16 protein-coding genes are annotated in these 15406 nt (G+C 39.8%); 8 read left to right on the forward strand and 8 right to left on the reverse strand.

Features of this window, described 5'->3' with window-relative positions; all coding sequences use genetic code 11:
• Positions 1-3: 3 nt before the first annotated feature.
• The 6 genes from K8F54_RS08810 to uvrC all read right to left on the reverse strand — a co-directional run bounded on the left by K8F54_RS08810 (position 4) and on the right by uvrC (position 8299).
• Positions 4-936: a tryptophan 2,3-dioxygenase family protein gene (locus K8F54_RS08810; protein WP_290789671.1), complete on the reverse strand. Its 933-nt coding sequence runs from the start codon at positions 934-936 to the stop codon at positions 4-6.
• A gap of 1 nt (position 937) precedes the next feature.
• Positions 938-1708 carry a DUF3108 domain-containing protein gene (locus tag K8F54_RS08815; RefSeq protein WP_290789674.1) on the reverse strand — a complete coding sequence of 257 codons (771 nt, stop codon included), beginning with the start codon at positions 1706-1708 and terminating at the stop codon, positions 938-940.
• A 97-nt stretch (positions 1709-1805) separates the two neighbouring features.
• Positions 1806-2966, reverse strand: coding sequence for a 4-hydroxyphenylpyruvate dioxygenase (gene hppD, locus K8F54_RS08820; protein WP_290789677.1), 1161 nt, complete (start codon positions 2964-2966; stop codon positions 1806-1808).
• Between the two features lie 88 nt (positions 2967-3054).
• Positions 3055-4212, reverse strand: coding sequence for a homogentisate 1,2-dioxygenase (locus tag K8F54_RS08825; protein WP_290789680.1), 1158 nt, complete (start codon positions 4210-4212; stop codon positions 3055-3057).
• A 59-nt stretch (positions 4213-4271) separates the two neighbouring features.
• Entirely contained in the window at positions 4272-6506 is a 2235-nt protein-coding gene (locus K8F54_RS08830) for a patatin-like phospholipase family protein (protein ID WP_290789683.1), read from the reverse strand.
• Positions 6503-8299: an excinuclease ABC subunit UvrC gene (uvrC, locus tag K8F54_RS08835; RefSeq protein WP_290789686.1), complete on the reverse strand. Its 1797-nt coding sequence runs from the start codon at positions 8297-8299 to the stop codon at positions 6503-6505. The genes K8F54_RS08830 and uvrC overlap by 4 nt, the downstream gene beginning before the upstream one ends.
• A gap of 143 nt (positions 8300-8442) precedes the next feature.
• Between uvrC and K8F54_RS08840 the strand changes: the two genes are divergently transcribed.
• The 8 genes from K8F54_RS08840 (at position 8443) to K8F54_RS08870 (ending at position 14194) form a co-directional block, all read left to right on the forward strand.
• On the forward strand, positions 8443-9312 hold the full coding sequence (locus tag K8F54_RS08840; RefSeq protein WP_290789689.1) for a RimK family alpha-L-glutamate ligase: 870 nt from the start codon (positions 8443-8445) through the stop codon (positions 9310-9312).
• A 79-nt stretch (positions 9313-9391) separates the two neighbouring features.
• Entirely contained in the window at positions 9392-9823 is a 432-nt protein-coding gene (locus tag K8F54_RS08845) for a RimK/LysX family protein (protein WP_290789692.1), read from the forward strand.
• A complete protein-coding gene (gene rimK, locus K8F54_RS08850; protein WP_290789695.1) occupies positions 9813-10685 on the forward strand; it encodes a 30S ribosomal protein S6--L-glutamate ligase in 873 nt (290 codons plus the stop codon). The genes K8F54_RS08845 and rimK overlap by 11 nt, the downstream gene beginning before the upstream one ends.
• 3 nt (positions 10686-10688) lie before the next feature.
• A complete protein-coding gene (locus tag K8F54_RS08855; RefSeq protein ID WP_290789698.1) occupies positions 10689-11690 on the forward strand; it encodes a succinylglutamate desuccinylase/aspartoacylase family protein in 1002 nt (333 codons plus the stop codon).
• Entirely contained in the window at positions 11691-12251 is a 561-nt protein-coding gene (locus tag K8F54_RS08860; protein ID WP_290789701.1) for a 5-formyltetrahydrofolate cyclo-ligase, read from the forward strand.
• A 39-nt stretch (positions 12252-12290) separates the two neighbouring features.
• Positions 12291-12578, forward strand: a complete 288-nt coding sequence (locus K8F54_RS08865; protein WP_290789704.1) for a CD225/dispanin family protein — start codon at positions 12291-12293, stop codon at positions 12576-12578.
• Positions 12553-12963 carry a DUF2752 domain-containing protein gene (locus tag K8F54_RS13950; protein ID WP_363299556.1) on the forward strand — a complete coding sequence of 137 codons (411 nt, stop codon included), beginning with the start codon at positions 12553-12555 and terminating at the stop codon, positions 12961-12963. Before K8F54_RS08865 ends, K8F54_RS13950 begins: the two co-directional genes overlap by 26 nt.
• A gap of 82 nt (positions 12964-13045) precedes the next feature.
• Positions 13046-14194 carry a PAS domain-containing sensor histidine kinase gene (locus K8F54_RS08870; protein WP_290789707.1) on the forward strand — a complete coding sequence of 383 codons (1149 nt, stop codon included), beginning with the start codon at positions 13046-13048 and terminating at the stop codon, positions 14192-14194.
• On the opposite strand, the gene K8F54_RS08875 is transcribed toward K8F54_RS08870, so the two are convergent.
• Together K8F54_RS08875 and K8F54_RS08880 are read right to left on the reverse strand one after the other, a co-directional pair.
• Positions 14191-14802 carry a lipoprotein signal peptidase gene (locus K8F54_RS08875; protein ID WP_290789710.1) on the reverse strand — a complete coding sequence of 204 codons (612 nt, stop codon included), beginning with the start codon at positions 14800-14802 and terminating at the stop codon, positions 14191-14193. The genes K8F54_RS08870 and K8F54_RS08875 overlap by 4 nt on opposite strands.
• Before the next feature lie 219 nt (positions 14803-15021).
• Complete coding sequence (locus K8F54_RS08880; protein ID WP_290789713.1) at positions 15022-15405, reverse strand: TraR/DksA C4-type zinc finger protein; 384 nt, start codon at positions 15403-15405, stop codon at positions 15022-15024.
• Position 15406: the final 1 nt, after the last annotated feature.

Raw genomic sequence — 15406 nt, forward strand, 5'->3', positions numbered from 1 at the left:
TCTCTAAACATTGGTTCCCCAGTCTTTCAATTCTTGTGCAGTCCATACTTCGGGGAAAAATATTCTTCTTTGGTATTTCGGGTGCATATATTTGGTCCATTCGCTACCACCGGTTGCCTCCACTGCCTCGTCATTAATTTTTAAGTACTTGTTGGCTGCATTGTAATGTGCCATCACCCAGGTTATGTTTACCGTAAAATCATAATGACGCATGGCATCACGAAGCTTAGGGTCTTGCTTAATCGATTCGGGCAATTGCTTAAATTTGGCGTACAAATTTATAGTATTATATTCTTCTGTGAAGGCTATAAATTCATTTTTATATTTTTCTTCAAATGCAGTAAGTAAGTATGATTTTTTACCCGTTTCATAATCCTTCCCTGCAGCTTGCCAATACAAATGCTCCAAGGCGTGTTCGTATGGTGTATTTCGATCTATGGTATCTCTAAATCGGGCATCGATTAAATTTATAAGGTCTGTAGACGCAAATTCAATTTTTCGATATTGCGCACTTTGGAAACCACTTGCCGGCGTTAATGTGGTTCTAAATTTCATATATTGTGCTACTTCCATTCCATCACCCATAATGGTAAACGAAGAGGTGAGCATATCGAAATAGCGGCTAATTCGCATTAATTTGGTTGAAAAAAATTCGACAGTAATATCTGCCGTATGCGAAACCTGACTAATTTCCCAGAGGATCATCTTAAACAATAGTTCGTTCACCTGATGGTACATAATAAAGACCATCTCATCGGGTAAGGTGGTACGTTGTACCTGTAAGTTTAGTAGGGCATCTGTCTGAATGTAGTCCCAATAGGTCATTGGTTCGCCGTACAGTAACCCCTCAAGGTGAGTCTCCATATCCTGCCCTATGGCAGCATACTTTTTTTCTAATTGCTCTAAAAGTTTTTTGGTGTTGGGTGTTATTTCCATATTAATCTGCAATAATTTTAAAAGAATGTTTCAACCCTTTAAATTGAATTAGGGTTGCCTTTAGGGAGCCAACTGCTAAATCTGCCTTTATAAGTATGGGTATTTTGTTATCGTCGTCACTTACCCATACCGTAAGGCTTTCTTTTTCTTTAAAGACTCTTCCAGCCTGTACATAGGGGCGAAAAATCAAACAGGGAACTTTTCCAAAACTTGTATTGAGGGTTTCCCTGCCTAAAAATTTGAGTCTAAATTTATAGTTTTCCTTATCAAAAAACATATCCATATCAATGGTTTCCCCTTCTTCTATATTTTTTACATCTAAATTGTTGCGTAAATAGTAGAATGAAGATACCATGTCTTGTGCATCTTTTGGAAAAGAAACCAGATCCTTTTCATTGTGCTTTTTATTATAGACCAGTGCCTTATTGGTAGTATGGTTAAAGTCAATCTGAATATCTTTGGTATGCCCTCCTTCGTCAATTTTTCGGATAAAGCGATACGGAATGTCTTTTTGTTTGTCTACATACGATTGATAGTAATCTTCTACTTTAAAGAACCATCTTGAAACTCCGATGGTTTTTCCTTCGCCTTTAATATGATGCACCTCCTTGCCGTTCAACATAGCGTTATTTACCTCGAGTGTCGCGTAGCCTGCTGTAACAAACCCATAATGTACCCTGAACTTAAACCATTCTCCATCACCATACGCCTTTTCCTGAGCCGAAACGGTGAAGCTGCTGCATAATAAGAACACTAATAGTAATCTTTTCATAGATTTGGGTATTGGTTTTGAAAGGGTATTACAACTTCCATTCCAAAACAAAAACTCCATCTGACTAGACGATGGAGTTTTGAGATTGTTACATTTGTCACAGGGTCCCGCGTGCAGCTTGCTCCCGCTCAATTGACTCAAACAATGCTTTAAAATTTCCGGCACCAAAGCCTTTGGCTCCCATGCGTTGAATGATTTCAAAAAATAAAGTAGGCCTGTCTTCTAATGGTTTTGTGAAAATTTGCAGCAAATAGCCCTCCTCATCTGCATCAACTAAGATAGACAGTTTCTGCAATTCTTTTATGTCTTCTTTCATCATGTCCATATGTGCGCCTAATCGCCTAGGGATATCATCGTAATACTCCTGTGGTGGTGGTGGCAAAAACTCTACTCCTCTCGCTTTTAACTGTGCCACTGTCTTGATCACGTCGTCTGTGGCCAATGCAAGGTGTTGTACTCCAGCTCCTTCATAAAAATCTAAATACTCCTCTATTTGAGATTTTTTAATTCCTTTGGCAGGTTCATTGATAGGAAATTTGATGCGGCCATTGCCATTACTCATTACCTTACTCATCAGTGCAGAATACTCCGTATGAATTTGCTTATCGTCAAAGGATAGGAAGTTCACAAATCCCATTACATCCTCATACCATTTTACCCAGGTGTTCATTTGCCCCCAACCAACATTTCCAACCATGTGGTCTATAAATTTCAAGCCTGTTGGTGTAGGGTTATAATCTGATTTCCACGCCCTAAATCCGGGTAGGAAAGCCCCTTTATAGTTCTTCCGTTCGACAAACATATGAACGGTTTCTCCATAGGTATAAATCCCCGCACGTACTACTTCTCCATGTTCGTCTTTTTCGACTGTAGGCTCCATATACGATTTTGCCCCACGTTTCGTAGTTTCTTCATAAGCACTTCTAGCATCGTCTACCCACAAAGCAATAACCTTTACCCCATCGCCATGTTTGACTATATGATCGTTGATGGGTGATGTACTTGTCAATGGTGTCGTGAGCACAATCCTTATTTTGTCCTGCTTCAAGACGTAGCTTACCTCATCTCTCGACCCGGTTTCTAGCCCTTTATACGCATGTGATTGAAACCCGAAGGCCGTTTTATAAAAGTGTGCCGATTGCTTGGCGTTTCCAACGTAGAATTCGACATAGTCGGTCCCCAATAAGGGCAGAAAATCTTTTGCCCCTTCAAATATTTTTTCTAATCCGTAGTTTACTGATTTTACCTCTTTGCTCATTTCTAAATCATTTTAGCCCCGATTGCAGCGGCATCCTCCCAATTTATTGGGAGATACAGCGGAAAGCGGGAATTGCTCCAAATCTATATTACTCTAACCACGACTGGTAATAGGTGTCATCGGCTATTTTTAATGCTTCTTCTGTTACTTTTAAGGGTTTAAACGTATCGACCATTACAGCCAACTCGTCTGTCTTTGCCTTTCCAATACTGCGTTCGGCAGCGCCCGGATGTGGACCATGAGGTATTCCGGCGGGATGTAGTGAAATATGGCCTGCATCCACATCGTTCCTACTCATAAAATCTCCATCTACATAATATAACACCTCATCGCTGTCAATATTGCTGTGGTTGTAAGGTGCCGGGATACTTTCGGGGTGGTAATCGTACAGTCTAGGAACAAAACTACACACTACAAAGGCATCCGACTCGAAGGTTTGATGCACCGGTGGTGGTTGATGAATGCGCCCGGTTATGGGTTCGAAATCATGTATGGAGAAAGCATAGGGATAATTATAGCCATCGTAACCAACAACATCGAAGGGATGTGTTGCATAGACCATTTCAATGATCTCGTCCTGTTTTTTAACTTTCATCAAGAAGTCTCCTTTTTGGTCGAAGGTTTCCAGTTTTGATGGTTTACGAATGTCTCGTTCGCAAAATGGAGAATGTTCTAACAATTGTCCAAACCAGTTTCTATATCTTTTTGGCGTATAAATAGGACGATACGACTCTACAATAAATAATCTATTATCTGTAGTATCAAAATCAATTTGATAAATGATCCCTCTGGGAATTAGTAAATAATCCCCGTATTTAAAATCGAGGTTCCCCAAGAAGGTGCGAAGGGTCCCACTTCCTTTATGAACAAAAAGTAATTCATCTGCATCTGTATTCTTATAGAAATAATCTCGCAGGGAATCTTTGGGTGCCGCCAATATGATATTGCAGTCGCTATTGGTGAGTACCACCTTACGACTTTCCAGATAATCGTTTTCGGGTGCCACTTGAAACCCTTTTAACCGGTACGAGCGCAAATTGTTGCTCTTAGCAATTTTTGGCGCAATACTATATTGTTTTTTGATCTCCTTAACTTGCGTAGGTCTGTGTTCGTGATAGATATTGCAGTACATTCCGTCAAATCCAACGGTTCCAAAAAGCTGTTCGGCGTACAAAGATCCATCGGGTTTACGAAATTGGATATGTCGTTTGGGAGGAATTTTCCCGAGTTGGTGATAAAATGGCATATGAGGTAATTTTACTATACAAATATCGGAAAAAATACGGGGAGTTCTTTAAGAAATTATTAAAACCTGAACCCCACGCTCACATACCATTCTCCCTCATCCCGTTCGGGGGAATAGGAGTATTTTACTTCTACAGGACCCAAGAATGTCTCTAGCCCATACCCCAATGCATAGGAGCTGTAATCTATCCCATCGATCCACTCGCCACTAGTAAACAAACCATCTCCTACATTGGCAATATTTACTGAAAGATTAATATGGTTTTTCTTGAACACCTCGTAATCCAAGGTCAAGGCCGATTTTAAATAGGTGTCGCCTCGTACGCTCAAGGGTTCGTAACCATAAAAAGGAACAATGTTGTTCAAGGGTTTGTACCCATATCCTCCTATAAAAAAGTCGAGAGAACGTGTTGAGGCACCTCCAATTTTAAAACCTCCTTCGGTGGTAAGCTCTGTTGAAAATTTATCTGAAAATGAAAAGGCATAGCCAATCTTTGCCTTTGAAATAGAGAATTCATCGAAATTCTTATTGAGTCCGTGGGCAAAAAGGTACAAATGAAAATCTCCTTTAAAGAAAATCCCCTTATTTGGAAAAAAGCTATTGTCGTAGGTATCGTATTTTAAATAGCCATAGGAACTAAAGTAATTGGTGTTTTCAAAAATGGTTCTGGGGTTATTGTTTTCGTCTATTCCTATGGTTTCAGACAAATAGCGAAGCCACTTGTGTTCTGCCCCTATTCCTAACAAAAACGTTCTTCTGAACAAGGTCTCCACATACACTCGGTTGGTAACATCGCCATACTTCAAAGAAATTCTGTTCAGTTGTGTATCCACTTCGGCCAAGGATTCGTTTACAATAAAATCGATAGGAATGTCTTCATCAAAAAAATGGTAACTGGAATTTAACCCAATGCTCCAATAGAAACCTTTGTCTATATAGTAATCAATATTATACCGAAAATTATCCCCTACTATAAAATCGAAAGAGGCAATATCGTTATTTGTAAAAATTCGTTTTTGGGTCACGTTAATCATGGCCGCCGTGCGAAACAAATCATCGTAATGAGCCCCTAATCGCAATAGCGTATTCGACTTGCTTTCCCTAACATCTAGCAGTACCGTTGTTTGTCCGTTCTCGTCTTCCAAAAAGCGGTGATTAATATCCTGAAAATTTCCTGTAGCCGAAAGGTTATTGATCCCTTCATTAAAGCGTTGGTAGGAGGTTTTTGCCGGGGTTATCAGTTTCAATTTCCCCAACAAATAGGCTCGGGTGTATTTTTTATTTCCAGTAATCTGGACCTCTTTAATGAATAGGGAATCGTTCTTAACAAAATTTACTTTTGGCCTCGGTTTGTATTGTTGCGTTGCGGCTATATCTTTAAGTCGCTTCGCAAATAGGCCTGCCTCTTCCTCCCCGGCATTGACGATTTTCTGTCCGTCACTAAAAGAGACCACCGTAAAGTCGCTCATATTGGGTTTAATGTATATATCGGTCTTCTTTCGCTTCTCCACCATATCATTAATGGTTCGATAATTATTTATTTGCACCAATACATCGAAGGCCGAGTTTAATCGGTCTCTCCCTCGAAGCGAATCCTGTACATCAACCCCAATTACAATATCGGCTCCCATGGCTCGTACCTCATCCACCGGATAATTATTGACCACTCCACCGTCCACCATCACCGTATCGTTGATGACTACAGGGCTGAACAAGGAAGGAAGTGCTCCACTGGCTGTAATGGCTCTTGGGAGGTAGCCTTTATTCAAGATCACTTCCTTCCCGGTTTCTACATTGGTGGCAATACAAAAGAAAGGGATGGGGAGTTTATTAAAATCTTCAATGTCGTTAACATGCGCTGTAAGTTTGGATAGAAAATTATATACATTCTGTCCTTTTGAAAGTGCTGAAGGAAACGAAATTTGAAATTTGTCAAACGGAAGGGTTAGCGCATATTTTTCCGATTCAGCCTTTTCATAAAACGTTTTTGCCCTACGGGGAATTTCATCCTGAATGAGATCGTCAAAATTGATTTCTTTGAAAATGGAGTCCAGTTGTTTTGCTGTATATCCCGAAGCATATAGCGACCCAATTATGGCTCCCATACTTGTTCCTCCAATGTAATCGATACGAACTCCGGATTCTTCAATTACCTTTAAAGCGCCAATATGTGCAAGTCCTTTGGCGCCACCACCGCTAAGCACCAAACCAACTTTAACATCTTTGGTTTCAGGTTCCTGAGCATGCAGTAAGGCGGCACACAATACCATTGCTATAAAAGCTATTTTCTTCATGTATTTGTTTGAAAGTAGGTTATAATTTTATTTGCTTTATCGGCTCCAACCACATTGGCGAGTTCTTCAAAGCTCGCCTTTGCTATCCGTCTGGTACTCTTAAAATGTTTAAACAATACGACAACTGTTTTTTCGCCAATACCCGGAATAGTCTCCAGTGCAGTATTCAAAGCATCTTTACTTCTCTTATCTCGGTGGAAGCTAATTCCGAAGCGGTGGGCCTCATTTCGCAATTGTTGAATAATTTTTAAGGTTTCCGATTTCTTATCTAAATATAGGGGAATTGGATCATCGGGGTAAAATAATTCCTCCAATCGCTTCGCAATCCCTACAATCGCAATCTTTCCTCTTAATTCGAGTTTTTCTAAACTTCTCAATGCGGAAGTTAATTGACCCTTCCCTCCATCTATGATGATTAATTGCGGCAAAGGTTGCTCCTCTTCTAACATTCGTTTATACCGCCTATAAACTACTTCTTCCATGGAAGCATAATCATCGGGGCCTTCGACTGTTTTAATATTGAATTTTCGGTACTCTTTTTTGCTGGGCTTGCCATTTTTAAAAACCACACAGGCAGCCACCGGATGCGACCCTTGGATATTACTGTTGTCAAAACATTCTATATGCCTTGGCTCGACCGAAAGCCGTAAGTCCTTTTTCATCTGTGCCATGATACGCTTTTCATGCCTGTCGGGGTCTACAATCTTGGCCTGCTTAAATCGTTCCATACGATAATACTTGGCATTGCGTAGGGAAAGATCAAGGATGTGCTTTTTGTCTCCTACTTTGGGAATATGGACCCTTACCCCGGTCTCGGTCGTTACCTTAAAAGGTACATAGATCTCTTTGGATTGGGAATGAAATCGTTGTCGTAATTCTATAATCGCCAATTCTAACAGCCGTTCATCGGTTTCGTCCAGTTTCTTTTTAATTTCCAGGGTATGGGACCGTATAATGGCTCCAAACGAAATTTGTAAGAAGTTGATATAGGCATAGCTTTCATCCGAAACAATAGAAAAGACATCGACGTTGGTGATCTTGGGGTTGACAACGGTCGATTTCACCTGATAGTTTTCGAGTACATCTATTTTCTCTTTTACGCGCTGTGCTTCCTCGAAATTGAGGTTGGTCGCATAGGTCTTCATTTGCTTTTTAAATCGGGAAAGCGAATCTTTAAAGTTACCCTTCACGATGTTTCGGATGGCCTCTATATTCTCTTGATACGAGGCTTCAGAAATAAAACCCTCACAGGGTCCTAAGCAATTCCCAAGATGATATTCCAAACAGACCTTGTACTTTCCGGCACGAATCTTTTCTTCCGACAGGTCGTAATTGCACGTACGCAGTGGATACAAACCTTTTATTAACTCCAACAAGGTGTGAACTGTTTTCATATTGGTATACGGCCCGTAATATTCAGAGCCGTCCTTGATCAAACGGCGTGTTGAAAAAACCCTCGGAAAACGTTCTTTCTTAATGCAGATCCAGGGATAGGTCTTGTCATCTTTGAGCATGACATTGTATCGCGGCTGGTATTTCTTTATAAGATTGTTTTCCAGTAATAGGGCATCCGTTTCGGTGGCAACCACAATGTGTTTAATATTTCTGATCTTTTTAACCAACAAACGCGTACGGCCATTGTCGTGCTGTTTTGTAAAATAGGAGCTCACCCTCTTTTTAAGGTTTTTTGCTTTCCCCACATAGAGCAATTTTTCGTCCTTGTCGTAATATTGATAGACCCCGGGAGATTCCGGGAGCGTAGAAATTTGCAATATCACAGATGCTTCGGCCATACCTCAAAGATACTTGCAATTTTGTTTTTTGAAGCGCTTTGAAGTTTCAATTAGTGTTAAAAATGGGCTAAATGAACATTCTAAACTTCTTGCCTATTTGTCGTTTTAATTTTTTATTACATTGCAAGGGTTAAATTCACTTTATGAATATTGCCATATTATCGCGTGGTGGTGGTCTCTACTCTACCAAAAGCCTTTTACGAGCCGGGGAGGCAAGAAATCATACCATGGAAGTCTTAGATCCCGATCATTGTGAGCTTTTAGTTGAAAATGGTACGGCAATTTTAAACTATCAAGGTGATATGGTAGACGACCTACATGCGGTTATACCACGGATTGGAGCTTCCAACACCTATTTCGGGGCAGCCTTGGTGCGACATTTCGAGTCCATGGGGGTATTCACGGCCGTCACGGCCGATGCCATAATAAAATCGCGAGATAAGTGGACAAGTTTTCAAATTTTGACACAGGCAGGTGTTGCCGTTCCCAAAACTATGTTGGCGCATGCTATTAATTATGAAGAACAACTTAGAAGTTTTGATGGAAACCCGCTAATTATAAAATTATTGGAAGGTACACACGGACATGGTGTTATTCTGGCGCAAACCTATCAAACCGCTTTGGCAACTGTTGAAACCCTACAAACGGCTGGTGTTAAGTTTTTGCTTCAGGAATTTATTTCAGAATCTAAAGGAGCAGACATAAGGGCCATTGTAGTCGATGGCGTTGTAGTAGCAGCGATGAAACGACAGTGTAAGGAGGGGGATTTTAGATCGAATTTACATCGCGGAGGGACTTCCGAAGTGATTACATTAAGTTATAAAGAAGAAAGCCTCGCGCTTCGAGCCGCAAAAGCACTTCGCTTAGGGGTGTGTGGTGTAGATATTCTACAATCTAGCAGAGGTCCCTTGGTTCTTGAAGTAAATTCAACTCCGGGTTTGGAGGGCATTGAAACCGCAACCGGGAAAAATATCTCAAAAAGCATCATCGGATATATAGAGCGTAATAAGTAAGTTAACTTGTGCGTAAGTATTCCAACTTCTTCAAAACAGACTGGCATTTTAGTATCTTGCACCAATAAAACTGATTGCATTGAAAAGAAAAATAGGAAGAGTTGATAAGGCAGATTTCCCCCTGCTAAATTTATATGACGTCGAGGTAAAAATAGATACCGGTGCTTATACCTCTAGTATCCATTGCAAAAATGTGGTGGTCGTTGACAACTATTTGAAATGTGTCTTTCTAGATGAAGAACATCCGGCCTATCACGAGAAGGAATTTGTTTTTGACCGCTACGATGTAAAAGTGGTTAAAAGCAGCAATGGTCAAATACAGGCACGATACCGAATTTTAACCGAAATAATACTATTTGGAAAAACCTATCCTATCTTTTTAACACTGAGTGATCGAGAAGAAATGCGCTATCCCGTGCTTATAGGGCGAAAATTTTTAACAAAACGATTTGTGGTAGATATTAATAATACAAACCTTTCGTACAAACTAAAACTTAAAAATGAACATTAAGATACTATCCGCAAACGCCAATCTATATTCCACGCAGCGGCTAATTGAAGCTGCCAAAAAGAGGAAGCATGCTATAGAAGTAATCAATCACACCAAGTGCGATATTGTAATTGAAAAGAAAAACCCATTTATTATTTACAACGGGAAAAAATTAGATCATACCGATGCCGTTATTCCACGTATTGGTGCTTCCGTTACATTTTACGGAACAGCTGTAGTACGTCAATTTGAAATGATGCGTGTTTTTACTACCACCGAATCACAGGCCCTGGTGCGTTCCAGAGATAAACTGCGAAGTTTACAAATCTTGTCCCGTGCAGGATTGGGGTTGCCTAAGACCGTCTTTACCAATTATTCTAAAAATGTAAAAGAAATAGTTGAACAAGCCGGAGGAGCTCCCGTAATAATCAAATTATTAGAAGGTACACAGGGAATTGGTGTGATCTTGGCGGAAACTAAAAAAGCAGCCGAATCGGTTATTGAAGCCTTTAACAACCTACAAGCCAGAGTGATTGTTCAGGAATTTATCAAGGAAGCCGGAGGTGCAGATATTAGAGCTTTTATAGTCGATGGGCATGTAGTTGGCGCCATGAAACGTCAAGGGAAGGAAGGGGAATTTCGTTCCAATCTCCATCGAGGTGGTAATGCTAGTGTTATTGAATTGAGCGATGAAGAGGAAATCGCTGCCTTGAAGGCAGCAAAAGCGATGGGATTGGGTATTGCAGGTGTTGATATGTTACAGAGCGACAGGGGGCCTTTGATTTTGGAGGTGAATTCTTCGCCAGGTTTGGAAGGCATCGAAAAGGCTACCGGTAAGGACATTGCGACTACCATCATTAAATATATAGAAAGACACGTATAGTACATGGGCAAAGCGCAAAATAACAAACTTATTATATTAGGTCATACTATTAAATTAGGGGAGAGTAGAACCATTGATTTTAGTATTGCAAAATTATATACCTCCACCAAAGTAGAGATTCCTATTATTATTGAGCGTGCGCTCATCCCGGGACCCACTATTCTAATGACGGCCGGAATACACGGTGATGAGATTAATGGGGTTGAGATTGTTAGACAAATCATTGCAAAAAAAATCAACAAGCCAAAGAAAGGAACTATTATTTGTATTCCTATTTTAAACATCTTTGGTTTTTTAAATGCCGATAGGGCCTTTCCTGATGGAAGAGATCTCAATCGGGTTTTTCCGGGCACTAAGACCGGATCCCTTGCTAGTAGAGTGGCCTACCACCTAACTAAAAAGATATTGCCCCATATAGATTACTGTCTAGATTTTCATACCGGAGGTGCCAGTAGATTTAATGCTGCGCAAGTCCGTATTCGTCCGAATGATGCTGAACTACTGAATTTTGCTAAAATTTTTAATGCCCCTTTTACGGTCTATTCATCTAATATAGAAAGGTCGTACCGCACTACCTGTGCCAAAATGGATATTCCCATTCTCCTTTTTGAAGGGGGCAAATCCTTGTCCAGTGATAAACACATTGTGAAAACCGGGGTTGATGGTGTGATGCGTCTTCTGAAACACTTAGAAATGCTTTCAGAAAAGTTTAGGGCGCCTGAAATTATTTCAGAAACCATTTTGGTTGAAAAAAGCAAATGGATTAGAGCTCAAAAAAGTGGTTTGTTACACGTGAAAATCGATTGTAATAAATTTGTGCTAAAAGATGAATTTCTTGCCACTATTACCGACCCCTATGGCACCATGCGCTTCAAGGTGAAAGCACCCAATGAAGGCTATATTATAAATGTAAACCACGCACCAATTGTACACCAGGGAGATGCCATTTTTCATATTTCTACCGTAGATTCTTCTCTTGCGACTTCCGAAGAAATAAAAGATTAAATGGAAAAGGAACTCCTTCGAAAAAAATACAAAGCAATACGTGCGCAATTGTCTAATGATTTCGTTGAAGAAGGCAGCCTTCAAATAGCCAATAACACATTGGAACTTCCTATTTGGAATAAAACTTTTTATCACCTGTTTTTATCGATTGCCGAAAAAAAAGAAGTGAATACCGAGTATATACTACATATTCTTCAAGGAAAAGATAAAAGCATAGTCGTTTCTAAGACCGATTTCAAACAAGATAGGTTACAGCACATATTACTTCAGGAGAATACGTTCATACAAATTTCTAAATTTGGAATTCCCGAACCTGCCTCAGGTATTGAGATAAAGCCAGTACAACTTGATGTAGTATTTGTCCCGTTACTGGTTTTCGATCAAAAGGGGAATAGAATAGGTTATGGCAAAGGGTTTTACGATCGTTTTTTAGCCCAATGTACTGTAGAAACCATCTTCGTTGGGCTTTCTTTTTTTGACCCTGAAGTTATGATAGATGTTGAAAACACAGATATTCCATTGCATTATTGTGTCACCCCAAAAAAAGTATATGCTTTTTAAGAAAACGCAGTATATTTAATCAACAAAAACAAAACTTTTATGGAATCATCTCACAATGCTGCTTCAGTACCACCAGACAATAATTTAGTGTGGGCAATCTTATGTACGGTTTTATGCTGCATACCCTTCGGAATAGTCTCTATATTAAAAGCGAACAAAGTGAATACCTTATGGGCTCAGGGAGATCATGTAGGAGCTCGTAAGGCGGCTAGCGATGCTAAAAAATGGGCCATTTGGGGTGCCATTATTGGCCCGCTTGCTATTATCATTTTTTACGTAATAATTTTTGTCATATACGCGGGTGCCATATTTGCAAGTACATACTAAAATCCTTAAAATCACCCTCTTACTTGCCTTGTTAGGGGGTGCTTTTCTCGTTCTTTTTCTGTTTAATCCGAGCCAGCATTCCTTTTTCTTGCCTTGTCCTTTTAAGTTTGTAACAGGCTATAATTGCCCGGGATGTGGTTCGCAAAGGGCACTTCATCAATTGGCACATGGAAATATACAAACTGCCTTTTTCCTAAACCCTTTGTTAATCCTCTCATTGCCCCTTCTTATATATAGTTTGGGGCTTAAACTGTGGAACTACCTTTTTGAAACAGTTCACAGAGTTCGCCTTTTCTACAGTAATTTGTTTATTTTCAGTTACTTTGGAATTGCAATTGCCTATTGGATATTTCGGAATCTCCCCATTTATCCTTTTGTAAAATAAAGCTTCTTTATTTTCTTTTTGAAAGAATTATCCTACAATTGAAATTTATTCTTTATATTTCGCCTTTAAAAGTTGATGTTGAATGAATTTTTTAGCGCAAAAGCGAAGTAAAATTCTCTTAGAAGAAAAAAAGAATCATCCCCCCGCGAACATCGAAAGTGTGCAAAACAATAATTTCTATTACCAAGAAATTGCACAACTTACGGCTACTGGCGGGTGGAGCATTAACTTTATTGACAAAACTTCCTCTCTCGATCCTGAAGCGAGACGCATTCTAAATGTGCCACAGGATTTTAGACCCTCGCTTAGAACAGCTTTGGATTTTTTTGCTCCCGAGTTTAGAGATATCATTTCTAAGGCTTTTTTTGAAGGTACCATGGGAAAACCGTATTCGGGGGTTATGAAAATGCTTACCTACGACCAAAAGGAATTTTGGGTAAAGGCTACCGGTAAACCAATTTACAACGACAGCAATCAGGTTATTGGAATTCGAGGTGTTTTTCAAGACATAACCGATCTTAAACAAAAGGAACTTACGCTCGAAAATTCATTAGGTATTATAGAATCCCAAAACACAAGGCTTTTTAATTTTGCAAATACGGTGTCACACAATTTGCGTTCGCATGCCAGTAATTTACAATTGACCATAGAACTGCTCAATTCGGCAGAATCTAAAGATGAAGAAGCCGAATTAAAGAATGGATTGAGTCAGATTTCCGAACACATAAATACCACCATCAATCATTTAAATGAAATTGTGGCCATACAGGCCAAAGCCAGAGACACTAAGAAAAATGTTTCCTTTCGGGAGAGTCTTCTCTCGGTAATGCACGCCCTACAAGACACCATTTTTAATTCGGAAGCCGAGATTTTTTCCGACTTTTCGGAAGTTCCTTCCATCGAGTATATTCCTGCCTATCTGGAAAGCATTTTTTTAAATCTAATTACCAACGCCATTAAATTCAAACACCCCAACAGGAGGCCAATTATTGATATTTGTACCTATAAAGTAGGAGATGATTCGTTCCTAATGATTAAAGACAATGGATCCGGTATAGATCTGCAAAAGTATGGCAGTAGGGTTTTTAATATTTATGCGACCTTCCATTCGCATGAAGATTCCAATGGAGTGGGTCTGTTTATTACCAAAAATCAGGTGGAGGCATTGCAAGGAACTATCCATGTGGAAAGTCATGTGAACGTTGGCACCACATTCACGATTAAATTTTAATCCTCCTTTTCTTTCTTCGGAAAGGCCCGCTTATTAAAAACCAACAACAATCCAACGCCTGTGCTAATCGCGGTATCGGCTATATTGAATACCGGTTCAAAAAACCGAAAGTAATCACCTCCTTTAAATGGAATCCATTCGGGAAGATACCCTTCCCAAAGCGGAAAATACAACATATCCACTACCTTCCCGTGAAACAGAGTGCCATAGCCTCCTTCGGCCGGCAAAAATGCCGCAATCTGGTGGTGACTATCTCCAAATATAATTCCGTAAAAAACCGAATCGATAATATTCCCAAACGCTCCTGCAAAAATAAGCGCGATGGATACAATTAGAATACGGGATGATTTTTTGCGAACTGCATCCCACAACCAATAGCCGATTCCAACAATGGCAACCAATCTAAAGAGAGTGAGAAAAAGTTTTCCATAGGCTCCGGGGATCTTTGCCCCCCATGCCATTCCTTCGTTCTCCACAAACAAAATCCGAAACCAGTCGAATACAGGTATTTCTTCACCCAAGACAAAGTGGGTTTTGATATAGACCTTTGTAATCTGATCTATCAATAAGATCAGAAAAATAATGACAGCGGCTTTTTTAAGAGACATGAATAGTATTAAAAAGTAAGTCGAATATTCCCAACACGGGTTTAATCGAGGGCAAAAATAACAATATTATTTGGTTTGAAGCAGGCTAATTATACGAACCCTTGTTTTCACCCCAATCTTAATCATGCGCCAAACCGAGAAGTCAGTGCAATAATTATCATTCGTAAAAAAACCCCATTTAAAAATGGGGTTCCGCCATAAACGTTAACCGGCACAGCCTTATTTCTGCATATTTTTGGCTTCGATACTCAAGGTAGCATGTGGCACCAACTTTAGGCGTTCCGGATTGATCAACTTTCCTGTGACGCGACAAATCCCGTAGGTTTTATTCTCTATCCGAACCAAGGCGTTCTTCAAATCGCGAATAAATTTTTCTTGACGGATTGCCAACTGCGAATTCGCCTCCTTGCTCATCACCTCACTACCTTCATCAAATGCCTTGAAAGTAGGCGATGTATCATCTGTTCCGTTATTGCTGTCATTCTTATACGAGCTCTGAATCAATTCTAATTGTTCCGTCGCCTTTATAATTTTATTCTGAATTAGTTTCTTAAATTCTTGTAGCTCAGCATCACTATACCTTACTTTTTCATCTTGTGCCATA

This window comes from Altibacter sp. (assembly GCF_019913785.1).
Lineage (GTDB): Bacteria > Bacteroidota > Bacteroidia > Flavobacteriales > Flavobacteriaceae > Altibacter.

Bases quoted from the DNA above. Each gene is read 5' to 3' on its own strand.
- K8F54_RS08810 (WP_290789671.1), bottom strand. From the start codon at position 936: ATGGAAATAACACCCAACACCAAAAAACTTTTAGAGCAATTAGAAAAA.
- K8F54_RS08880 (WP_290789713.1), bottom strand. From the start codon at position 15,405: ATGGCACAAGATGAAAAAGTAAGGTATAGTGATGCTGAGCTACAAGAA.
- K8F54_RS08855 (WP_290789698.1), top strand. From the start codon at position 10,689: ATGGGCAAAGCGCAAAATAACAAACTTATTATATTAGGTCATACTATT.
- hppD (WP_290789677.1), bottom strand. From the start codon at position 2,966: ATGAGCAAAGAGGTAAAATCAGTAAACTACGGATTAGAAAAAATATTT.
- K8F54_RS08865 (WP_290789704.1), top strand. From the start codon at position 12,291: ATGGAATCATCTCACAATGCTGCTTCAGTACCACCAGACAATAATTTA.
- uvrC (WP_290789686.1), bottom strand. From the start codon at position 8,299: ATGGCCGAAGCATCTGTGATATTGCAAATTTCTACGCTCCCGGAATCT.
- K8F54_RS08815 (WP_290789674.1), bottom strand. From the start codon at position 1,708: ATGAAAAGATTACTATTAGTGTTCTTATTATGCAGCAGCTTCACCGTT.
- K8F54_RS08830 (WP_290789683.1), bottom strand. From the start codon at position 6,506: ATGAAGAAAATAGCTTTTATAGCAATGGTATTGTGTGCCGCCTTACTG.
- K8F54_RS08840 (WP_290789689.1), top strand. From the start codon at position 8,443: ATGAATATTGCCATATTATCGCGTGGTGGTGGTCTCTACTCTACCAAA.
- K8F54_RS08870 (WP_290789707.1), top strand. From the start codon at position 13,046: ATGAATTTTTTAGCGCAAAAGCGAAGTAAAATTCTCTTAGAAGAAAAA.
- K8F54_RS08875 (WP_290789710.1), bottom strand. From the start codon at position 14,802: ATGTCTCTTAAAAAAGCCGCTGTCATTATTTTTCTGATCTTATTGATA.
- K8F54_RS08825 (WP_290789680.1), bottom strand. From the start codon at position 4,212: ATGCCATTTTATCACCAACTCGGGAAAATTCCTCCCAAACGACATATC.
- K8F54_RS08860 (WP_290789701.1), top strand. From the start codon at position 11,691: ATGGAAAAGGAACTCCTTCGAAAAAAATACAAAGCAATACGTGCGCAA.
- rimK (WP_290789695.1), top strand. From the start codon at position 9,813: ATGAACATTAAGATACTATCCGCAAACGCCAATCTATATTCCACGCAG.